The organism is Treponema bryantii NK4A124, from assembly GCF_000421345.1.
GTDB lineage: Bacteria > Spirochaetota > Spirochaetia > Treponematales > Treponemataceae > Treponema_D > Treponema_D bryantii_B.
In genome coordinates this window covers 123350-139512 of record NZ_ATWV01000004.1, presented here as the reverse complement: position 1 = coordinate 139512, position 16163 = coordinate 123350, and the positions used below count along the sequence as shown (strand labels likewise).

The following is a 16163-nucleotide window of genomic DNA, read 5'->3' as shown; positions in this document are numbered from 1 at the left end:
TTATCGCGGACCTTGTGAAAGTGTCATCGTCGGGCTTGACCCGACGATCTTATCTATTTATTTCCCAGTTCTGTAGAAATGTCTGTAAGGTGCTCGCGGATATCTGGAGCAGCCTTAGTTCTCTTCTGCTTGTAAACGCCTGCAATGTCTTTGAAGTAAGGGCTCAAAACCTTTGCTTTTTCAACATTGTTGATGTTGCGTTCCAGAGAAGGAATTGTAAGCTGCATACCGGGACGAATCATTTCAGGATCCTGAACTACATTCTTTGAAGCCAGCATAATCAAAGGGAAGTAGTAACCGTTAGTATCGCCATACTGAGCTTTTGTAATTGAAGTGAGGGTGTCGCCCTGCTTAACCGTATAAGTGCCTGCATCTGTAAGATCCAGAACATCAAGATAATTTCCGTAAACTTTGTTAAATGATTCGCTGAGGTCCTGAACCTGGTTTGTTGATTTACAGGCAACAAAACCAAATGCCAGTGCCGCAGCAAGAATTGAAATAATAATTTTCTTCATCAGAAAACCTCCTTTGATGTTATTTAAATTATAACACGGGCAGGTCCAAAAAGAAATAGAATAATGAGTCAGATATCTTCTTATCAGTAATTTTATTGACAAATATAATCTATTAAAATATCATTAAAAATAACGATAAAAATATCGATTAACGAGGAGGTCAATATGTATGATGCTTTAACCGCAACGAAAATGCTTAATTCCTTTGTTCCTATCAGCCGCTTTAATAAGGGCGAAGCTGGAAAGATTATTGAAGAAGTAAAACGCGATGGAATTAAGGTAATTGTTAAGAACAATGCGCCGGAATGTGTAATGATTACTGTTGAAGCCTACGATAAACTTGTCCAGGAATCTAACAGAATTGTGAATCCGCCGCAGACTCTGGAACAGGAAAAAGCCCGAAAAGAATTTATTGCAAGAATCAGAAAGAATGTTGCGCCTCCGCTGCCGCCGACCAGAAAGTTGAAGGATGTTATAGAAGAAGTTGGTCCTATTGATGTTGATAAAGACGCAGTTTGGGAATTGCGAAGGATGAGCATGATATGATTTTATTTGATACAAATGTTCTGATTGACTACTGGCGAAAGCCAGAGGAACTTCTTAAGTTAAATATATCTCCGGATAAATTTGCAATTTGCGGACTTGTAAAATCTGAATTATTACATGGAGCAAGAAACAATGCAGAAATAGACAAAATGCTGCACTTCTTTAATTCTTTTAATCTTCTGCATACAGATGAATATGACTTCGAAGGTGTCGGTCTTATTCTTCAAAATCTTCGAGCAAATGGAGTAACCGTTCCCCTGACTGATGTTATGATTGCCTTTTGTGCGATGAAGTACGATGTGCCAGTCTGGACCCAGGACGGCCACTTCAGATTAATTCAGGGCCTGTATCCAGAACTGGCTCTGTATAATTTGTTTTAAGCTACCTGTTACCAGAAAATTTATAACAAAATGTTTTTGACAGATTCATTTACCTCCTTTAATCTTTTTTAACATACCTAAACTTGATAAGGAGGATGATTCTATGCTTAGAAAATCATTCAAACTCTTATCACAAAAAGTTTTTATTCCCTTTTTAGTTTTATCTTTTCTCGTAGTTGGCTGTAGCAATGGTTCAGATGATGGAGACGGCAAGAATATTTCGGCCACTCAGGGAGATAATGGAATTGAAGTTACCGTTCAGGCACCGGAAGGTTGTTCGGTTATTTACTTTATTCGTTCAGAACCGGGTTCTACTCTTGAAGATTATTGGTATTGTACAGAAAATGCCAGCGCAGGAGCAAATACTGCAACAGACTATTTTACTGAAGCAAATAAAACTTATATTTACTATGCCCAATTCTATGATGCAGATTGGAACAAACTTAACAAATCGGATTCGGTAGAAATCAATTCTTCTGTAAAAGGATTGGATTCTCCTGTAGTAACAAATGTTCCAAAAGCAACATATAACTCAGGTACAAGAAAATTTAAATTTACTACAAAACCTACATTTTCTTATACTCAGTCAAAAGTTGGCGGTTATCCAAATCTTGTAATTGACTTACTCTTTAAGACTGCAGACGAAACCTATGACACTATCTGCACCTATAGACTTGGAGATGATTCTACAGGTGAGGTTCATGATTGGGTCTTCAACAAACATCTTGGAAAAACTATGGAGTTTGTAAATTTCAAGTTCAAATTGAAGAGCGCCGACTACAAGACTTCTTATGAATGGGATGTAGGCCGAGGTGCGGATATTCCGGCTATTACACTTGATGATTTTGCTCGCCTTAGCACGACAACAGTCGAAGATTTTTTGGGAAAAACTATTAGTACTGATAGGGATATGACAGCAGATCCTTCGTATACAATTGAATTTCAAGATTCAAAAACAGATGGTAAAGTGTATAGTGATAAAGTGTGGTATCATGATGATATAACAGTTGTCATTATGCCACCTGCTAATTCAAGCAATACCTGTCTTGCAACCCTTACAAAAAATAATGGAACAACAAAGGATTGGGATAACTATCCAGTTTATTTATTGACTTTTGGAAATGAAACACGAGTTTTTGTTGAAAGTATGACGTTATCCAAAACTACAACAACAACTGGTTTGCAGGGTGTTTATTTAGTTGGAGATGAGAATGATTATATCAAATATACTCTTGGAAACAATGGAGCAGTATCATTTAGCTACAAGCACGATGATGATTCAGATACAATAACAGGAACTTACACATGCAATCAGGGGATAATTGAAATTGATTTAGGAACAGCAGGAAAACAATATCTGGTTTATAAGTCGAATGGAAATGCTGCTATAGGAGAATATTTCTACCTTTGTGGATAAACTCAATCTAACATTTGTAAATAAATAAAAGGGTGTTTAAATGTAAACAAGGCGTCAGAGATGACGCCTTGTTCTTTTTATACACCTAATTATATATATTCTTATAACTGATGTAATGATAGCTTTTTGTGCAATGAAATATGATGTTCCGCTCTGGACACAGGATGGTCATTTCAGATTAATCCAGGGGTTGTATCCGGAACTGGCATTATATACATATTCCAATTCACAGTAAAAATCATTATAATCTTTCTATGTCACGTGAAAAGATTGTTGTATTAGATTTTGGTTCGCAGTATGCACATTTGATTGCTAAGCGTTTCCGTATGCTTGGCTATTATTCTGAGATTGCCCTTCCTTCGGCAGACGTAAGTTCGCTCGCCGGTGCGAAGGGTATTGTTTTTTCTGGAGGTCCTTCTTCAGTTTATGATGAGAAAACTCCGGAATTCAATTCTGAAATCTTAAATCTTGATATTCCTATTCTGGGACTTTGCTACGGTCACTACATTGTTCAGCTTGGCTATAACGGAAAAGTTGGAAAAGGTGAGGTTGGCGAGTTTGGTTTTGCAACTCTCCGTTTTGCCGACGGCGTTGGTGGAGCAAACAGCAAGTGCCCACTCTTCAAGGGAATTGAAGGCGACCAGCAGGTTTGGATGAGCCACCAGGATACTGTTTTCCAGATGGGAGACGGTTTTGAAATGGTTGGTAACACAAAAGATTGTCCTTTTGCTGCAACTCAGAATCTTGCTAAAAAACGCTTTTCACTCCAGTTCCACTGCGAGGTAAAAGATACTCCTTGCGGAAATCAGATTTTCCAGAACTTTGCAGATTTCTGTGGTATGGAAAAGAACTGGGATCAGGACACTGTATTAAATATCATTCTTGAAAATATCAAAAAGGATGCAGACGGCCGTAACGTTCTTCTCTTCCTCAGCGGTGGAGTTGATTCAACAATCACCTTTGCACTTTTGAATAAAGCCCTTGGCCAGGACCGCGTTCTTGGACTTCATATTGATAACGGCTTTATGCGCAAAAATGAAAGTCATAACGTTGCAGAAGCTTACCGCAAGTTCGGTTTTACAAACTTCATCGTAGAAGATGCGAGCGAGAGCTTCCTTAAGGCAATTGCCGGGCTTACAGATCCACAGAAAAAGCGTATGGCAGTTGGTGAAAACTTTATCACCGTTCGTAATGAGGTAACAGCCCGCCAGAATCTTGATGACAGCTGGCTCCTTGCTCAGGGAACTCTTTATCCTGATATTATTGAATCGGGTGGAACAAAGAACTCTCACACAATCAAAACCCATCATAACCGCGTTGCAGGTATTCAGGAGCTCATTGCTAAGGGCCTGATTATTGAGCCTATCCGCGATCTTTACAAAGACGAAGTTCGTGCTATCGGAAAGAAACTCGGACTCTCAGATGAACTTGTTATGCGCCATCCTTTCCCAGGTCCTGGACTTTCTATCAACGTTCTTTGTAACGACGGAAAGCCAGATGCTAAGAATGAAGAAGAGCTTCCTCTTGCACAGAAAGAACTCGATGAAATTAAACTTGATATGTTCTGCGAGAATTGTACTGCCAGCCTTAAGCGTAGCATTCTTCCAGTTCGCTCTGTTGGTGTTCAGGGAGATTTCCGCACATACAGATTTCCAGCTCTTCTTACTTTTGCTGATGAAGGAGATGGCTTCTATCACTTCCCTGGCAAGCGTGAAAAGATTGAAGAATGTTCATCAACAATTACAAATGCTGCAAAATATATTAACCGTACCTGTATTAAGCTTTATCAGAATCCAAAGATTGCAGACAGCGACCTGAAGATTCAGGAAGGCTACTGCGACCGCCGCCGTCTAGATCAGCTCCGCGAAGTAGACAACATCGTGCTTACAGAGCTCCATGCAAGCGGCTGGTACGACAAAATCTTCCAGCATCTTACAATTGACCTTCCATACGCAAGCAGCGCTGATCACGCAACCTTTGTACTGCGCCCTGTAATTTCAGAAGATGTAATGACAGCCCGCTTTGCAATGCTGCCAAAAGATTTGCTTGATACAATTGTTCATAAGATTGCGGAACTTCCGTTTGTCGATGCACTCTACTTTGATGCAACTAACAAACCGCCAGCAACTTTCGGATGGGAATAAGCCTAAAATGGAAGAACCGTTAAAAAAATGGGCTGCGACAACGGGCCATTTTAGGTTCATCCATCGTTCCGGCTCAGAGGCAGGCTGTGTCTGCCGACTGTTATAGATACACAAAGGCGCCATTCATGGCGCCTTGTTTTTTAATCTTCATCATACGCTGTGGCAGTGTATTCCGAGATTTTCGAAATGGCTTTGCGGGCAGCGTGGTGACTCTTTTCAATAATCTGCATAAATTCTTCTGAGGTAAAACTGATAAGCTCGCAGTCTGCAAGGGCTGTTGCGGTGCATTGGTAATTCTGGTTTAAGATGCACTGAACGTCTCCCAAAAAACTTCCCTGAGAACGCAGAGTAAAGCCCTTATCCGACTCTTCTGAAACAGCACCAATTTTTATAAAGTAAACGAAAGAAACCTTCTGGTCTCTGGTATAGAGAACCTGGCCGGCCTTAAGATAAACAGTATTCATTTCTGTCTGAATTTCAGACGGGTTGATGAAGAGGAAACGGCGCAGATAATTTCCCATACCCTTTGAGTCGTAGCCGGGCAGCTGGTAGATTTCTGAACGTAAAAGTGTTTCAAAGAATTGAGATACATAAATCATCTGAGCACAGAAAAGGAAGATGATGAAGAAGAGATAAACCTTCATCATTAAAACAACCAGCGAACTGATGGTTCCATAAACAGCGTTGTAGTTTGTTACGTTCATGAACATGTTGAGGAACCAGGAAACAATAAAGAAAGCCGCAGTACTTAAAGCTGAATAAAATATACAGCGGCGGAGCAGCGGCTTTGTTCCAGGAATTACACGGTAGGCAATCACTGTGCTTAAAAAAAGAATAAAGTAGAGTACAAAAGTTGCAAGATTAGAGGAACTCTGTTTTTCAAGCAGAGGAAAATATGCAAGGACAGTCTGGAAAAATGGCAGCGAAATAATCTGTGAAAAAACAAAGGCTGCAATAATTACAACTGCAATAATCAGTGTAATAGAAAATTCAATGATAAAAGTAAGAATCTGATTAAACCATGACTTACGACGCGAAACCGAGCGAAAAACCTTATTCATGGCGATGATGATAGAATTAAAAAGCTTGCGGGCCATCCATATAACCCACACAGCAAGAAAAATATTAAAGGAACTGAAAGACCTGATTTTCAGCAGCCTGTCTAGCACAGGAGTAATTTTTACAACAGAGTCAAACTGCTCGGTAAAACTGATTATAAAGTTGTAGATGTTCGGGTAAATACGAAGGATTCCGACCAGTACCGTAAAGATAATCATGGTAACCGGAATAAAAGAAAAAATAAAACCAAAGGCACAAGCTGCAGCACTTTCCCACAAAGCATTTTTGGTGAAGTTCGAAATAGTCAAGTACAGCATCTGCCCAAAGCGAGAAAAAATCTTTTTGAAGTATGCCTTTAAAGAGGTCATATTTATATAATAGTCCTATAAGTGATTTTTGGGAATAGGGAAAATAAAACCCCGGATTTCTTTAGAAAACCGGGGTTCGTTTATATAGATTGCTTCGCTACGCTCGCAATGACGAATATGATTAGAAGTCTGCCAGTTTTGGAGCGCGTGGGTAAGGGATAACATCACGGATGTTTTCCATACCGGTTACGTAGCGCAGAAGGCGTTCGAAACCAAGGCCAAAGCCTGAGTGTGGAACTGTACCGAACTTGCGGAGGTCGAGGTACCAGTCGTAAATAGACTCATCCATGCCGCGGCGTTCGATTTCTGCCTTAAGCTTGCCGTAATCTTCCTCGCGTTCAGAACCGCCGATAAGCTCGCCGATTCCAGGAACAAGAACATCAACAGCTTTTACAGTTTTGCCGTCGTCATTCTGCTTCATATAGAAAGACTTGATTTCCTTTGGATAGTTGAAAACCATTACAGGGCCGTTGTAGATTTTTTCTGTAAGATAGCGCTCGTGCTCTGTTGCAATGTCGCAGCCCCAGTAAGGCTTAAACTCAAACTTAGCGCCGTTAGCAGCTGCCTTTTCCAGATCTTCAATAGCCTGTGTATAGCTGATTCTTGTAAACTTAGCCTTTGCAACCTTTTCAAGACTTTCGATAAGGCCCGGCTGAATTCTCTTGTCAAAGAAGGCAAGGTCTTCGCGGCACTTAGTGAGAGCCCAGTTCAAAAGATATTTTACAAAGTCTTCCTGAATGTCCATGTCGTCGTTGAGGTCGTAGAAAGCCATTTCCGGTTCAATCATCCAGAACTCAGCAAGGTGACGTGGAGTGTTAGAGTTTTCTGCACGGAAAGTAGGTCCAAAGGTGTAAACACGGCTAAGAGCAGTTGCAAGAGTTTCTGCTTCGAGCTGGCCGCTTACTGTGAGGCTTGCCTTCTTTCCAAAAAAGTCCTTGTTATAATCAACAATTTTATGAGCGTCTTCAATCTTCATTCCACCGGCACCGGCCTTAACACCCATCTCAGCAATTTTTTCGAGGCTGAGGGTTGTTACCTGGAACATTTCGCCGGCACCCTCACAGTCGCTGCAGGTAATTTCCGGCGCGTTGATGTACTGGAAGCCGCGCTCCTGAAAGAAGCTGTGTACAGCAAAAGCCATCTGGTTACGCATACGGTAAACAGCACCGAAAGTATTTGTACGTGCGCGGAGGTGGGCATTGTCGCGCAGGTACTCCATAGACATCTTGTTCTTCTGCAATGGATATTCATCAGGATTTGCCTGACCAAGACACTTGAGGCTTTCGAGAGTTACTTCAACAGCCTGGCCGCTTGCAGGAGATTCAATGAGAAGACCTTCAGCGCGGAGACTTGCTCCGGTGTTGAGCTTTTTGAGTTCAGTTTCGATTTCATTTACATTTGCATTATTAGAAGGATTATTGCGGTCAAAGGTGAGCTGGATATTAGAAAAACAGCTTCCATCGTTCACCTGAATAAAAACAAGACCCTTTGAGTCGCGGACTGTGCGAACCCAACCACATACTGTAACCTTCTGCCCCTCTGGCTTAGAAGACAGTAAATCTTTAATTAATACTGGTACCATAATGTACCCTCCTTGAAATCTGGCCGTCGCCGGCCGTCTAATAATGAAAATGCTTCGCTATTTTAGCACTTTATTAAAAAGATGACAATTCTAACTATATAATGTATAATTTTACATCAATATTTGGGGAGTTTGTTCTATATGAAAAACACTATACTAACTTCTAGGGGGGGGCAGGAGGCCGCTATGCGTAAGGTCTCTAAGCTTTTTCTCCTTATTTCTCTTTCATTTCTTTTAACTTTTAATTCCTGCAATAACGTTTTTGAAAATACAGTAAGTTCAGATGATGAAGTGCAGACTGCAAGCGCACAGGCAGCCAAAAAAACTCCGGCTGAAGAAAGCCCTGCTGCCGGCAATACTTCTAAATCAAATCAGCCTGTAACAATAGAGTTCGGCGGTTCCCTTAAATTAAAAGGAGCCGTGCCGGTAGAATTCGTTGAACCCAAAGAGCCGGAGCCGGTAAATCAAAATAGCCGCTCGGCAAATGCTCAGCTTCCTACCGGAAGTGATTATGAATATTACGTAACTGCAACTTCAAATGATGGTATTGTCAAAGAAGATGTAATACCTGTTTCAAGTGTAAGTAAAGATTATACCCTGCAGCTGGAAATCAATAAAACCTGGACCTTTACGGCAGGTTTTCGCAAAAATGCAAGCGGTACACCGGGCACAGATTCTTACGTTGCTCCAAAAGATCTTTTGATTGATATTAATACTTCTTCAGGCCATCCATATACACTCACTCTTTCGGAAACAACGCTTCAGCCTGCAACTCAAAAAACTTTCATTTTAAGTCCACTGCAGACCAGCACTGGTAGGGGAACTATTAATCTTAATATGACAGCTCCAGAATCTGGTGCTGGAATAACAGAGCTTAAGCTCTTCACATCTGGAGCAAACGGTCTTTTACAACCGTGGCAGCCCTGGGCAGAAGGGGAATCTCCAAATCTGGATGTATCTCTCACTCAAATTAAAACAAAAGAAAACATGACAATAGCATCGGGTTCCTATGATGTCACAATGATTTTCTACAAGCATGACACAAGTCTTAATAAAGATTTCCAGGCCTATATTTCATATCAGACCATAAATGTATTTGATAATATGGAAACAAAAGTCTGGGAAAGTGGAAATGCTCCCGGAACAGAGTCGATTATAAGCGGGGGCAGTTTTCAGCTTACAACATCGCTTGTGCAGAAGTTTGCTTCTTCTACAATTTATGTAGGCGCTCCGGAAGGAGTTACTGTTGAGCCGGATGATTCCAGAGTTGGAAGTCCTTATGCTCCGGTAAAAACACTTAACCGGGCCTTCGAAATCATTAAGGCAAATACAAGTGGAGATGGAAATACAAGAGACTACCGGATATTAGTTACTACAGCAAAACCTACTGCAGAAAAAGCAGCTCAGCCTCAAAAAGCAAATCTTGAGATTCCTGCCGGCATTACTTCTACAGAGGCAAGATCAATTGAAATTATAGGGCAAGGCTCTGGAACAAATCTGGCTGTGCTCGAGCCTGCAGCGGGAAATAGTGCAGGGACAATTCTTACAGTAAACACCACGGTTCCTGTAACACTTAGAAATATTAAGCTTGCAGGCGGAAAGGGCAGCGGTGGAAATGGCGGTGCAATCAGCATTACAAAAGATAGTGCAAACGTAACACTTGAATCCGGAACTGTAATCTCAGGTAACTCAGCGAGCGATCAGGGCGGCGGTATTTATATTCAGGGAACAGATGCAAGCCACAAACCAAAGCTGATTATTAAAGCCGGTGCAGAAATAAAATCAAACTCAATTGATAATGGCGGTACCGGCGGTATGGCAATTTACGCCGACTGTGCCGAAGTAGAAATGACAGGCGGCGAGATTTCCGGCAACAGCAAAGCCGGCGCCCAGTACGGAGCAGTACGTCTTACTGGAGCCGCAGAGTTTACCATGACCGGCGGAAGTGTAGCCAATAACGACGGCGGTGCTTTTTATGTTGATTCAGATTATGATGCTGGCACAAGTACTTATATACAGTCAAAATTGAAAATCGGAGGAAGCGCTTCAATTCCTTACGGAGTAAGCGGAACTGCAAGCCAGCAGAAGAATGATGTTTTTGTAAAACATGCTGGCCCGGATGGAGGCGGAAAGTATTCTCCTGTTTATATTGAAACAAGCGGGCTTAATCTTCAGGCAAGTTCTAAAATAGCCCTTACTCCAGAAGGCTGGCAGCGAGGTCTCGAAATCCTTGAAGCAGAAAGTGGAACTATAGAAAGTTACAAAGACTATTTTCAGCTGACAGATGGAGATTTTAATTTTAGTAAGTCTGGCAGCAATGTCTTGTTTGCAAAGCTTAAGGCTCCTATTTATATAAAAGCAGATGGAAGTGACAGCCCAGGTGCAAGTGGTACAAAGAGCGCACCTTATAGAACTCTCCAGCATGCAACTGCAAGTTTAGCAGGTGGAGAAGAAGATACAATTTTGATAATAGGAAGTGTTCCTGCACAAGTTGTTTCATCGACTCTCACTTCAGACAAATGTTCGGCACTTACCATTAAGGGTACAGTTGATGAATCTGACCCGTCTGCTGCTCCTGAAATTGATGCAAATGGTGCTAACACCAGCGCCTTGACCTTGAGTACATCAGTTCCTGTAACTATCGAAAATCTGAAGATTACTGGCGGGCTGGGTACAGAAGAAAGTTCCAGCTCTTACGGTGGTGGAATATACCTGCAGACGGGAACTCTTAAATTGGGTGATGGTGTTCAGGTTACTGGAAACAGAGCTAAGTACGGTGGCGGTGTCTATGTTAAAAAAGATACCAAACTTTTTATGTACGGAAGTGCTTTAATTGGTGATTCTCTTGATACTCCTGCAACAGGAGAAACTGGATGTGCAAACTATTCAAGTGCTGATGGCGGGGGAATTTATAATGCTGGTTCTATATATCTTGGTTATAAAGGAATTGAAGAAGGAAATCCGGTGCCAGAAACACTCACTGGTGGTGTAAAGAGAAATGCTTCATATTATGGTGGTGGTGGAATAAATAATAAAGGAAGTTCTAGCAGTGAAAAATCAAATCTTAAAATAAATTCAGGTTATATTTCCTATAACAAGGCTTCCTGTGTTACTGATAGTTCAGAAAGTTCAGGAAGTCCAGGTGGAGGAATACAGAATTATCAGTCTAATATAGAGATTTCTGGAGGTGAAATTAGCTATAACGAAGCTAATTCAGGTGGAGGAGTCTCTGTCACAGCAAATGTTTCTGCGGTTTTCTCTGGGGGAACTGTAAAGGAAAATAAAGCTGCCAGTTGGGGTGGAGGTATTACCGTTAGTGATTCCAGCAACACCAGCTTTATCATATCAGGATCAGCATCGGTTCCATACGGTGTTACAGAGTCAGGTACTCTTGTTAAAGCGCCATGTAAAAACGACGTACATCTAGCTTCAATGTATGGTAGTGGTGATTCAATTAGTTCTTATGCTGTATTAAAAGTTGGAAGCAATCTTACAGCAAGTGGTAACGTTGCTGCTATAACACTTGAGCATTGGAGAAGAGGACTTCAATTTCTGGGTGTTGATGGGGCCCTGACAGCCCTTGATGATACAATAATAGGAAAATTCGATTTTACCGATAAAGGCTGGGATAAGAAAAAATATACGAAGACAGCAACTAACGACGCCGCAAAAATCGACGCGGACATTTACGTTGCAGGAAGCAATCCTGCAAAATGTAAAAGATCAGACGGAGCCATCGATCCAACAGATGATAATACAATCGGTAACTGGGCTCATCCATTTGCTTCAATTTCAGTTGCTCTCGGCTTACTGGACGCAAGCCACGACACAATTATTGTAGACGGTACAGTAAGTGGCGCTCAGTCTATAAGCGGAACAGGCAGTCTTTCTGCTGTTGCAATCAAAGGATATAAGGCTGCAGGAGCCACATCTTCAAGCGCAAAGATTGACGCGGGTGGAACGTCTGGAGCGGGAAGTGCGCTTACAGTAAACGCAGATGGAAAGACCGTTACAATCCAGGACCTTACGATTACAGGTGGAAGAGCGACAAACGGCGGCGGAATTAACATAACAAAGGGCAGCGTTGCGCTCGGCACAGGAGCTAAGGTTACCGGTAATATTGCCAGTGAGTTTGGCGGCGGAGTGTATCTTTCTGGTGGTGACGCAAAACTTTTTATGTACGACTCCTCTTTAATTGGAGATGATGCGACGTCTACGACAATTGCAACAGACGGAACAAGCGCGGGCCCAGCAACTTTTGCCAATAAAGCAGTTAAGCATGGCGGCGGAATTTATAATAATGGCGGCGCTGTTTATATCGGTTACAGCGGGTTTTCTGGTGGAAATCCTGTAAAGAGTGATATGACTAACGGCGGTGGAGTCAGAAGAAACATTTCCACTACCAGAGAGTATCACGCCGGCGGAATTCTGAATCGCAATGGCGGAACAGTCAGAATTGCGAGTGGAAGCATTTCTTACAATTTCAGCACGACACATGGCGGCGGTTTGTATAATAACAACGACGCGGGTGAGGTGCTTATAGAAGAGCCTCAAAATGCGGCAAACAAAGTTGTATTTGAAGGAAATCATGCAAAAGGAAACGGTGGCGCTATTTTTAATAAAAGTAATTTATCAATGAGCGCAGGCCAGATAGGTGGCAGCACAAGCGGACTTCAAAATACTGTAGATTCAGGCGCTAAAGGCGGCGCGATTTTCCAGGACGGCAGTTTTTCTATTAGCGGCAGCGCTGTCGTATACGCAGGAAGCGAAACTGTAAACGATGTTTGTCTTGGTACTGCCGAAAGAACTATTGCTGTAGGAAGTCTTTCAGGCAGCGGAACAGTTGCGTCAATTACCCCTGCTTCATGGTCGCGTGGAACAAATATTTTAAGTTCATCTTCGGCTCTTTCGGATGCAGTAAAAGCCCGGTTTAGCCTAACAAAAGACGATGCCAGCTGGGAAAGAAAAGATAATACCGCTTCTACAACCAAATACGTTTACATCACTTCTCCGATTTACGTAGTCGGCGCTTCTGGCACTGGCTCAACAAAACCGGACGGCTTTGAATACGGAACAACAAGCGGCGCAAACGGCACCAAGACCAGCCCATACGCCAGCGTTGCCGCCGCTTTGGCCGCCGACGACTTGGCCCTGGCAACCGAGCCAAACACGATAACTATTGCGGGAACCCTTGTGGGCGCGCAGCAGGTAATCTCTTCTCCAAGCGTTGACATAACGCTTAAGGGCTACAAGGCTGTGGGCGCCGAAACAAGCAGCGCCAAGATACAACGCTTCTCTACCAGGTACACTACAAATAAGACCGATGGTTCTGCGCTCAAGGTGGATGCAAGCGGAAAAAATGTGACAATCACAGACTTGACAATCACTTATGGAGCCGCGCTTTCTGGAGCGGGCATCTACATTACAGCGGGAACCGTCAAACTTGGCGACTACGCAAAGATTAACGACAACTACGCTGCGAATTCTGGCGGCGGCGTGTATGTTAATACGGGCGCCACTCTCTTTATGTACGGAAAGGCGCTTATTGGCGACAAGCTTTCTACTGATGCTGGAATTCAAGTTGCCGGCACTGGCGGCTTTGATGACTACGCTAATAGGGCTCAACAAACTGGCGGCGGCGGCATTTACAATTGGGGCTCCGCTTATATTGGCTACAGCGGCTTTGACACTGATGGAACTACATTGATTGAATCTTCAATTGATAACGGTTATGGAATAATACGTAATTACAATACAAATGAAGGCGGCGGCGCGATATATAATGCAGGAACTCTAAAGATTGGCAGCGGAAGCATTTCTTATAACAATGGCAACACTGGCGGAGCGATAAAATGTACTGCCGATGCAACTATAAGCGGCGGAACCTTTACGGCTAACAAAGCTCTCTCTGGCGGCGCGATTTATGTTGACGCTTCAAAAACAGTCACTATAGATGGCTCTGCAATCTTTACAAAAAATCAAGCGTCAGATTATAGCGGCGGCGCGATTTATAACGCAGGAACGCTCACAATGACCGCGGGAACAATCGGCGAAGACGGCGCTTTGAACACAGCCGAAACAAGCGGCGGCGCGATTTACCAAGGCGGAACCTTCAACATAAGCGCTTCGGCCTATGTTTACCCTGGAAGCGAAAAGTCAAACGATGTTTATCTTAGCACGGCTAATACTAGAACTGTTACGATAGCAGGCGCATTTACTACTGGGTCAAATAATTCTTCTTCAAAGATGACGATTACCCAAAACAACTGGACGCGCGGAAGCGCTGTGATTACAGCAGGATCCGGAGTAACGATTGACGATGACAAACTGAATTGCTTTAAGCTTTCGGATCAGGACTGGACAATTCTAAACACTGCGTCGGGAAGTAGCGCTGCAAAAGGTGTCATTAACGCGCCGATTTATGTGGCTTGCGCGAACTCTACGGATGGCCTTAACTTATGTACAGGTACAGGAGATGACACAAACGGAAACGGCTCGCGAGCCAAACCATATGCCAGCATTTCAAAGGCTTTGTCCGAAGCTTGGGATACAAGCAAGAAGTCGGATTTAACTATAAAAATTGATGGCGAGGTCAAAGGTGCCCAAACAATCTCTGGAACTATAAACGCGCGGCGAGTGATTGTTATCGGGGCTAGCTCTTCTTATTATACAAAACCAAGCGTTTTGAACGGTGGCTTTGATTCGGGGTCTCCAGGCACGACCTTGACAGTTACTACAAGTACGCCTGTGTTTTTGAATCGTATTACAATTAAGGGCGGATATAACGCAAGCGGAAACGGTGGTGGTCTTAGTATCAGCGGAAGCGCTTCAATAGTTGACATGCAATGTGCTTGGATTGAAGGAAATTATGCAATAAACGGCGGCGGCGTTTATGTCGCGTCCGGTTGTTCATTCTATTTTGAAGATTACGGATGTATCGGAAGTTCTGATGACAACCTTACTGTAAATCAAATAGACGCAACCACAGCTCTTACTCGTGGCATAAACAAGGCCTACGATTATGGCGCCGGCGTTTACAACAAAGGAACTTTCTATATGGGCTATACTTATAATATTACGAACGGAACTGCAGAGGATGTTTCTTGGGATGGCGACCTCAATCCGCTTGTTACAAAAAACTATTGTCACAATAAAGGTGGCGGAGTCTGTACTGTAGGCAGCATGAAAATGAGCGCGGGAAAGGTTTCTATTAATAAAGCCCCTAACGGCTCCGGAATTTATGTAAAGACTTCAGAAGGCAATAGTATGACCTTGTGTGGAGGAACGATTTCTTCCAATAGAAGTGATAGTGGCCAGGGCGGAGGCATGTACGTTGATAATGGCGCCTCTGTAATTGTTGAATCTGGTGTATATGATGAAGGAAATATTATTTCCGGAAACACGGCTAAATCCGGCGGCGGCGTTTACGTGGCTGCTAACAGCAGTTTTGAAATTAAAAATAATTCACCTATGTACATATACGGCAATATATCATCTGATGGATCAACCTCAGGAGGAGGCGGCGGCGTTTATGTGGCTAATAACGGCATCTTTGAAATGAGATATGGATGGATAGGAAGAGACGAAAACGGCAGTATAAACCCAAACTTTAAAACGAGATCTGGAAAAGGTAACGGTGTCTATATCGGCGGAACTGGATCCCAATTTAACATGTCTCATGAAGCGCATGTCGATGTTACAAATGACGTTTACGTTCCATCTGGCGCTTTTATAGGAGTTCGTTGGAATACTACAGGTTTTTCTGCTGATCCTCCGCCTGCCATTATTACGCCGGCGACATATTCTCCGTCTTGGATAATCGTAAAGGACGTGGATGAAGACCAGTTCACCTGGTCTATTAGCAATTTCAAGGTTACGCCAAATGGAACGCAAAATTATAAGGTTCAGGCAGGAGGCGATAATACAGGATATTTTGTTCCGCAATGATTGTCACGCAATTTGCCATGCCGTCGAATGATAGTGGATGGACGGCGCGCGGGGCTAGGGTGTCCGCGCGCTAGCGGATTTCCTTTTTGAAAGATCAACAAGGGCGGCCAATGAGAATTCCGTCTTTGCGCCATCCTCTACTCGATAGATAAAGTCAGCGTAAATCTTGCTTGCAAGTATAGGAAGGCGTGTTGGACTGTGGATT

The 16163-nt window shown here is 42.9% G+C and carries 8 protein-coding genes; 5 read left to right on the top strand and 3 right to left on the bottom strand.

Features of this window, described 5'->3' with window-relative positions; translation table 11 throughout:
• Nucleotides 1–53: 53 nt before the first annotated feature.
• A complete protein-coding gene (locus tag G626_RS17300) occupies nucleotides 54–515 on the bottom strand; it encodes a LysM peptidoglycan-binding domain-containing protein (RefSeq protein WP_022931729.1) in 462 nt (153 codons plus the stop codon).
• Nucleotides 516–680: 165 nt separating this feature from the next.
• Here G626_RS17300 and G626_RS18025 point away from each other — a divergent pair, with 165 nt between their 5' ends.
• The 4 genes from G626_RS18025 (at nucleotide 681) to guaA (ending at nucleotide 5002) form a co-directional block, all read left to right on the top strand.
• Complete coding sequence (locus G626_RS18025) at nucleotides 681–1061, top strand: prevent-host-death protein (RefSeq protein ID WP_022931728.1); 381 nt, start codon at nucleotides 681–683, stop codon at nucleotides 1059–1061.
• Nucleotides 1058–1441, top strand: a complete 384-nt coding sequence (locus G626_RS0105175) for a PIN domain-containing protein (protein WP_022931727.1) — start codon at nucleotides 1058–1060, stop codon at nucleotides 1439–1441. The genes G626_RS18025 and G626_RS0105175 overlap by 4 nt, the downstream gene beginning before the upstream one ends.
• A 103-nt stretch (nucleotides 1442–1544) precedes the next feature.
• Nucleotides 1545–2858, top strand: coding sequence for a hypothetical protein (locus G626_RS0105170; RefSeq protein ID WP_022931726.1), 1314 nt, complete (start codon nucleotides 1545–1547; stop codon nucleotides 2856–2858).
• Nucleotides 2859–3112: 254 nt separating this feature from the next.
• Entirely contained in the window at nucleotides 3113–5002 is a 1890-nt protein-coding gene (gene guaA / locus G626_RS0105165) for a glutamine-hydrolyzing GMP synthase (RefSeq protein WP_022931725.1), read from the top strand.
• A 140-nt stretch (nucleotides 5003–5142) separates the two neighbouring features.
• Here the strand turns inward: guaA and G626_RS0105160 are convergent, their stop codons facing one another.
• Together G626_RS0105160 and asnS are read right to left on the bottom strand one after the other, a co-directional pair.
• A complete protein-coding gene (locus tag G626_RS0105160; RefSeq protein ID WP_022931724.1) occupies nucleotides 5143–6429 on the bottom strand; it encodes a YhjD/YihY/BrkB family envelope integrity protein in 1287 nt (428 codons plus the stop codon).
• Between the two features lie 121 nt (nucleotides 6430–6550).
• Nucleotides 6551–8011, bottom strand: coding sequence for an asparagine--tRNA ligase (asnS, locus tag G626_RS0105155; protein ID WP_022931723.1), 1461 nt, complete (start codon nucleotides 8009–8011; stop codon nucleotides 6551–6553).
• Nucleotides 8012–8197: 186 nt separating this feature from the next.
• Between asnS and G626_RS0105150 the strand changes: the two genes are divergently transcribed.
• Nucleotides 8198–15958 carry a beta strand repeat-containing protein gene (locus G626_RS0105150; protein ID WP_022931722.1) on the top strand — a complete coding sequence of 2587 codons (7761 nt, stop codon included), beginning with the start codon at nucleotides 8198–8200 and terminating at the stop codon, nucleotides 15956–15958.
• Nucleotides 15959–16163: the final 205 nt, after the last annotated feature.

Excerpts from the sequence above, each read along its gene's own strand:
- G626_RS17300 (WP_022931729.1), bottom strand. The coding sequence starts at position 515 with ATGAAGAAAATTATTATTTCAATTCTTGCTGCGGCACTGGCATTTGGT.
- G626_RS18025 (WP_022931728.1), top strand. The coding sequence starts at position 681 with ATGTATGATGCTTTAACCGCAACGAAAATGCTTAATTCCTTTGTTCCT.
- G626_RS0105175 (WP_022931727.1), top strand. The coding sequence starts at position 1,058 with ATGATTTTATTTGATACAAATGTTCTGATTGACTACTGGCGAAAGCCA.
- G626_RS0105170 (WP_022931726.1), top strand. The coding sequence starts at position 1,545 with ATGCTTAGAAAATCATTCAAACTCTTATCACAAAAAGTTTTTATTCCC.
- guaA (WP_022931725.1), top strand. The coding sequence starts at position 3,113 with ATGTCACGTGAAAAGATTGTTGTATTAGATTTTGGTTCGCAGTATGCA.
- G626_RS0105160 (WP_022931724.1), bottom strand. The coding sequence starts at position 6,429 with ATGACCTCTTTAAAGGCATACTTCAAAAAGATTTTTTCTCGCTTTGGG.
- asnS (WP_022931723.1), bottom strand. The coding sequence starts at position 8,011 with ATGGTACCAGTATTAATTAAAGATTTACTGTCTTCTAAGCCAGAGGGG.
- G626_RS0105150 (WP_022931722.1), top strand. The coding sequence starts at position 8,198 with ATGCGTAAGGTCTCTAAGCTTTTTCTCCTTATTTCTCTTTCATTTCTT.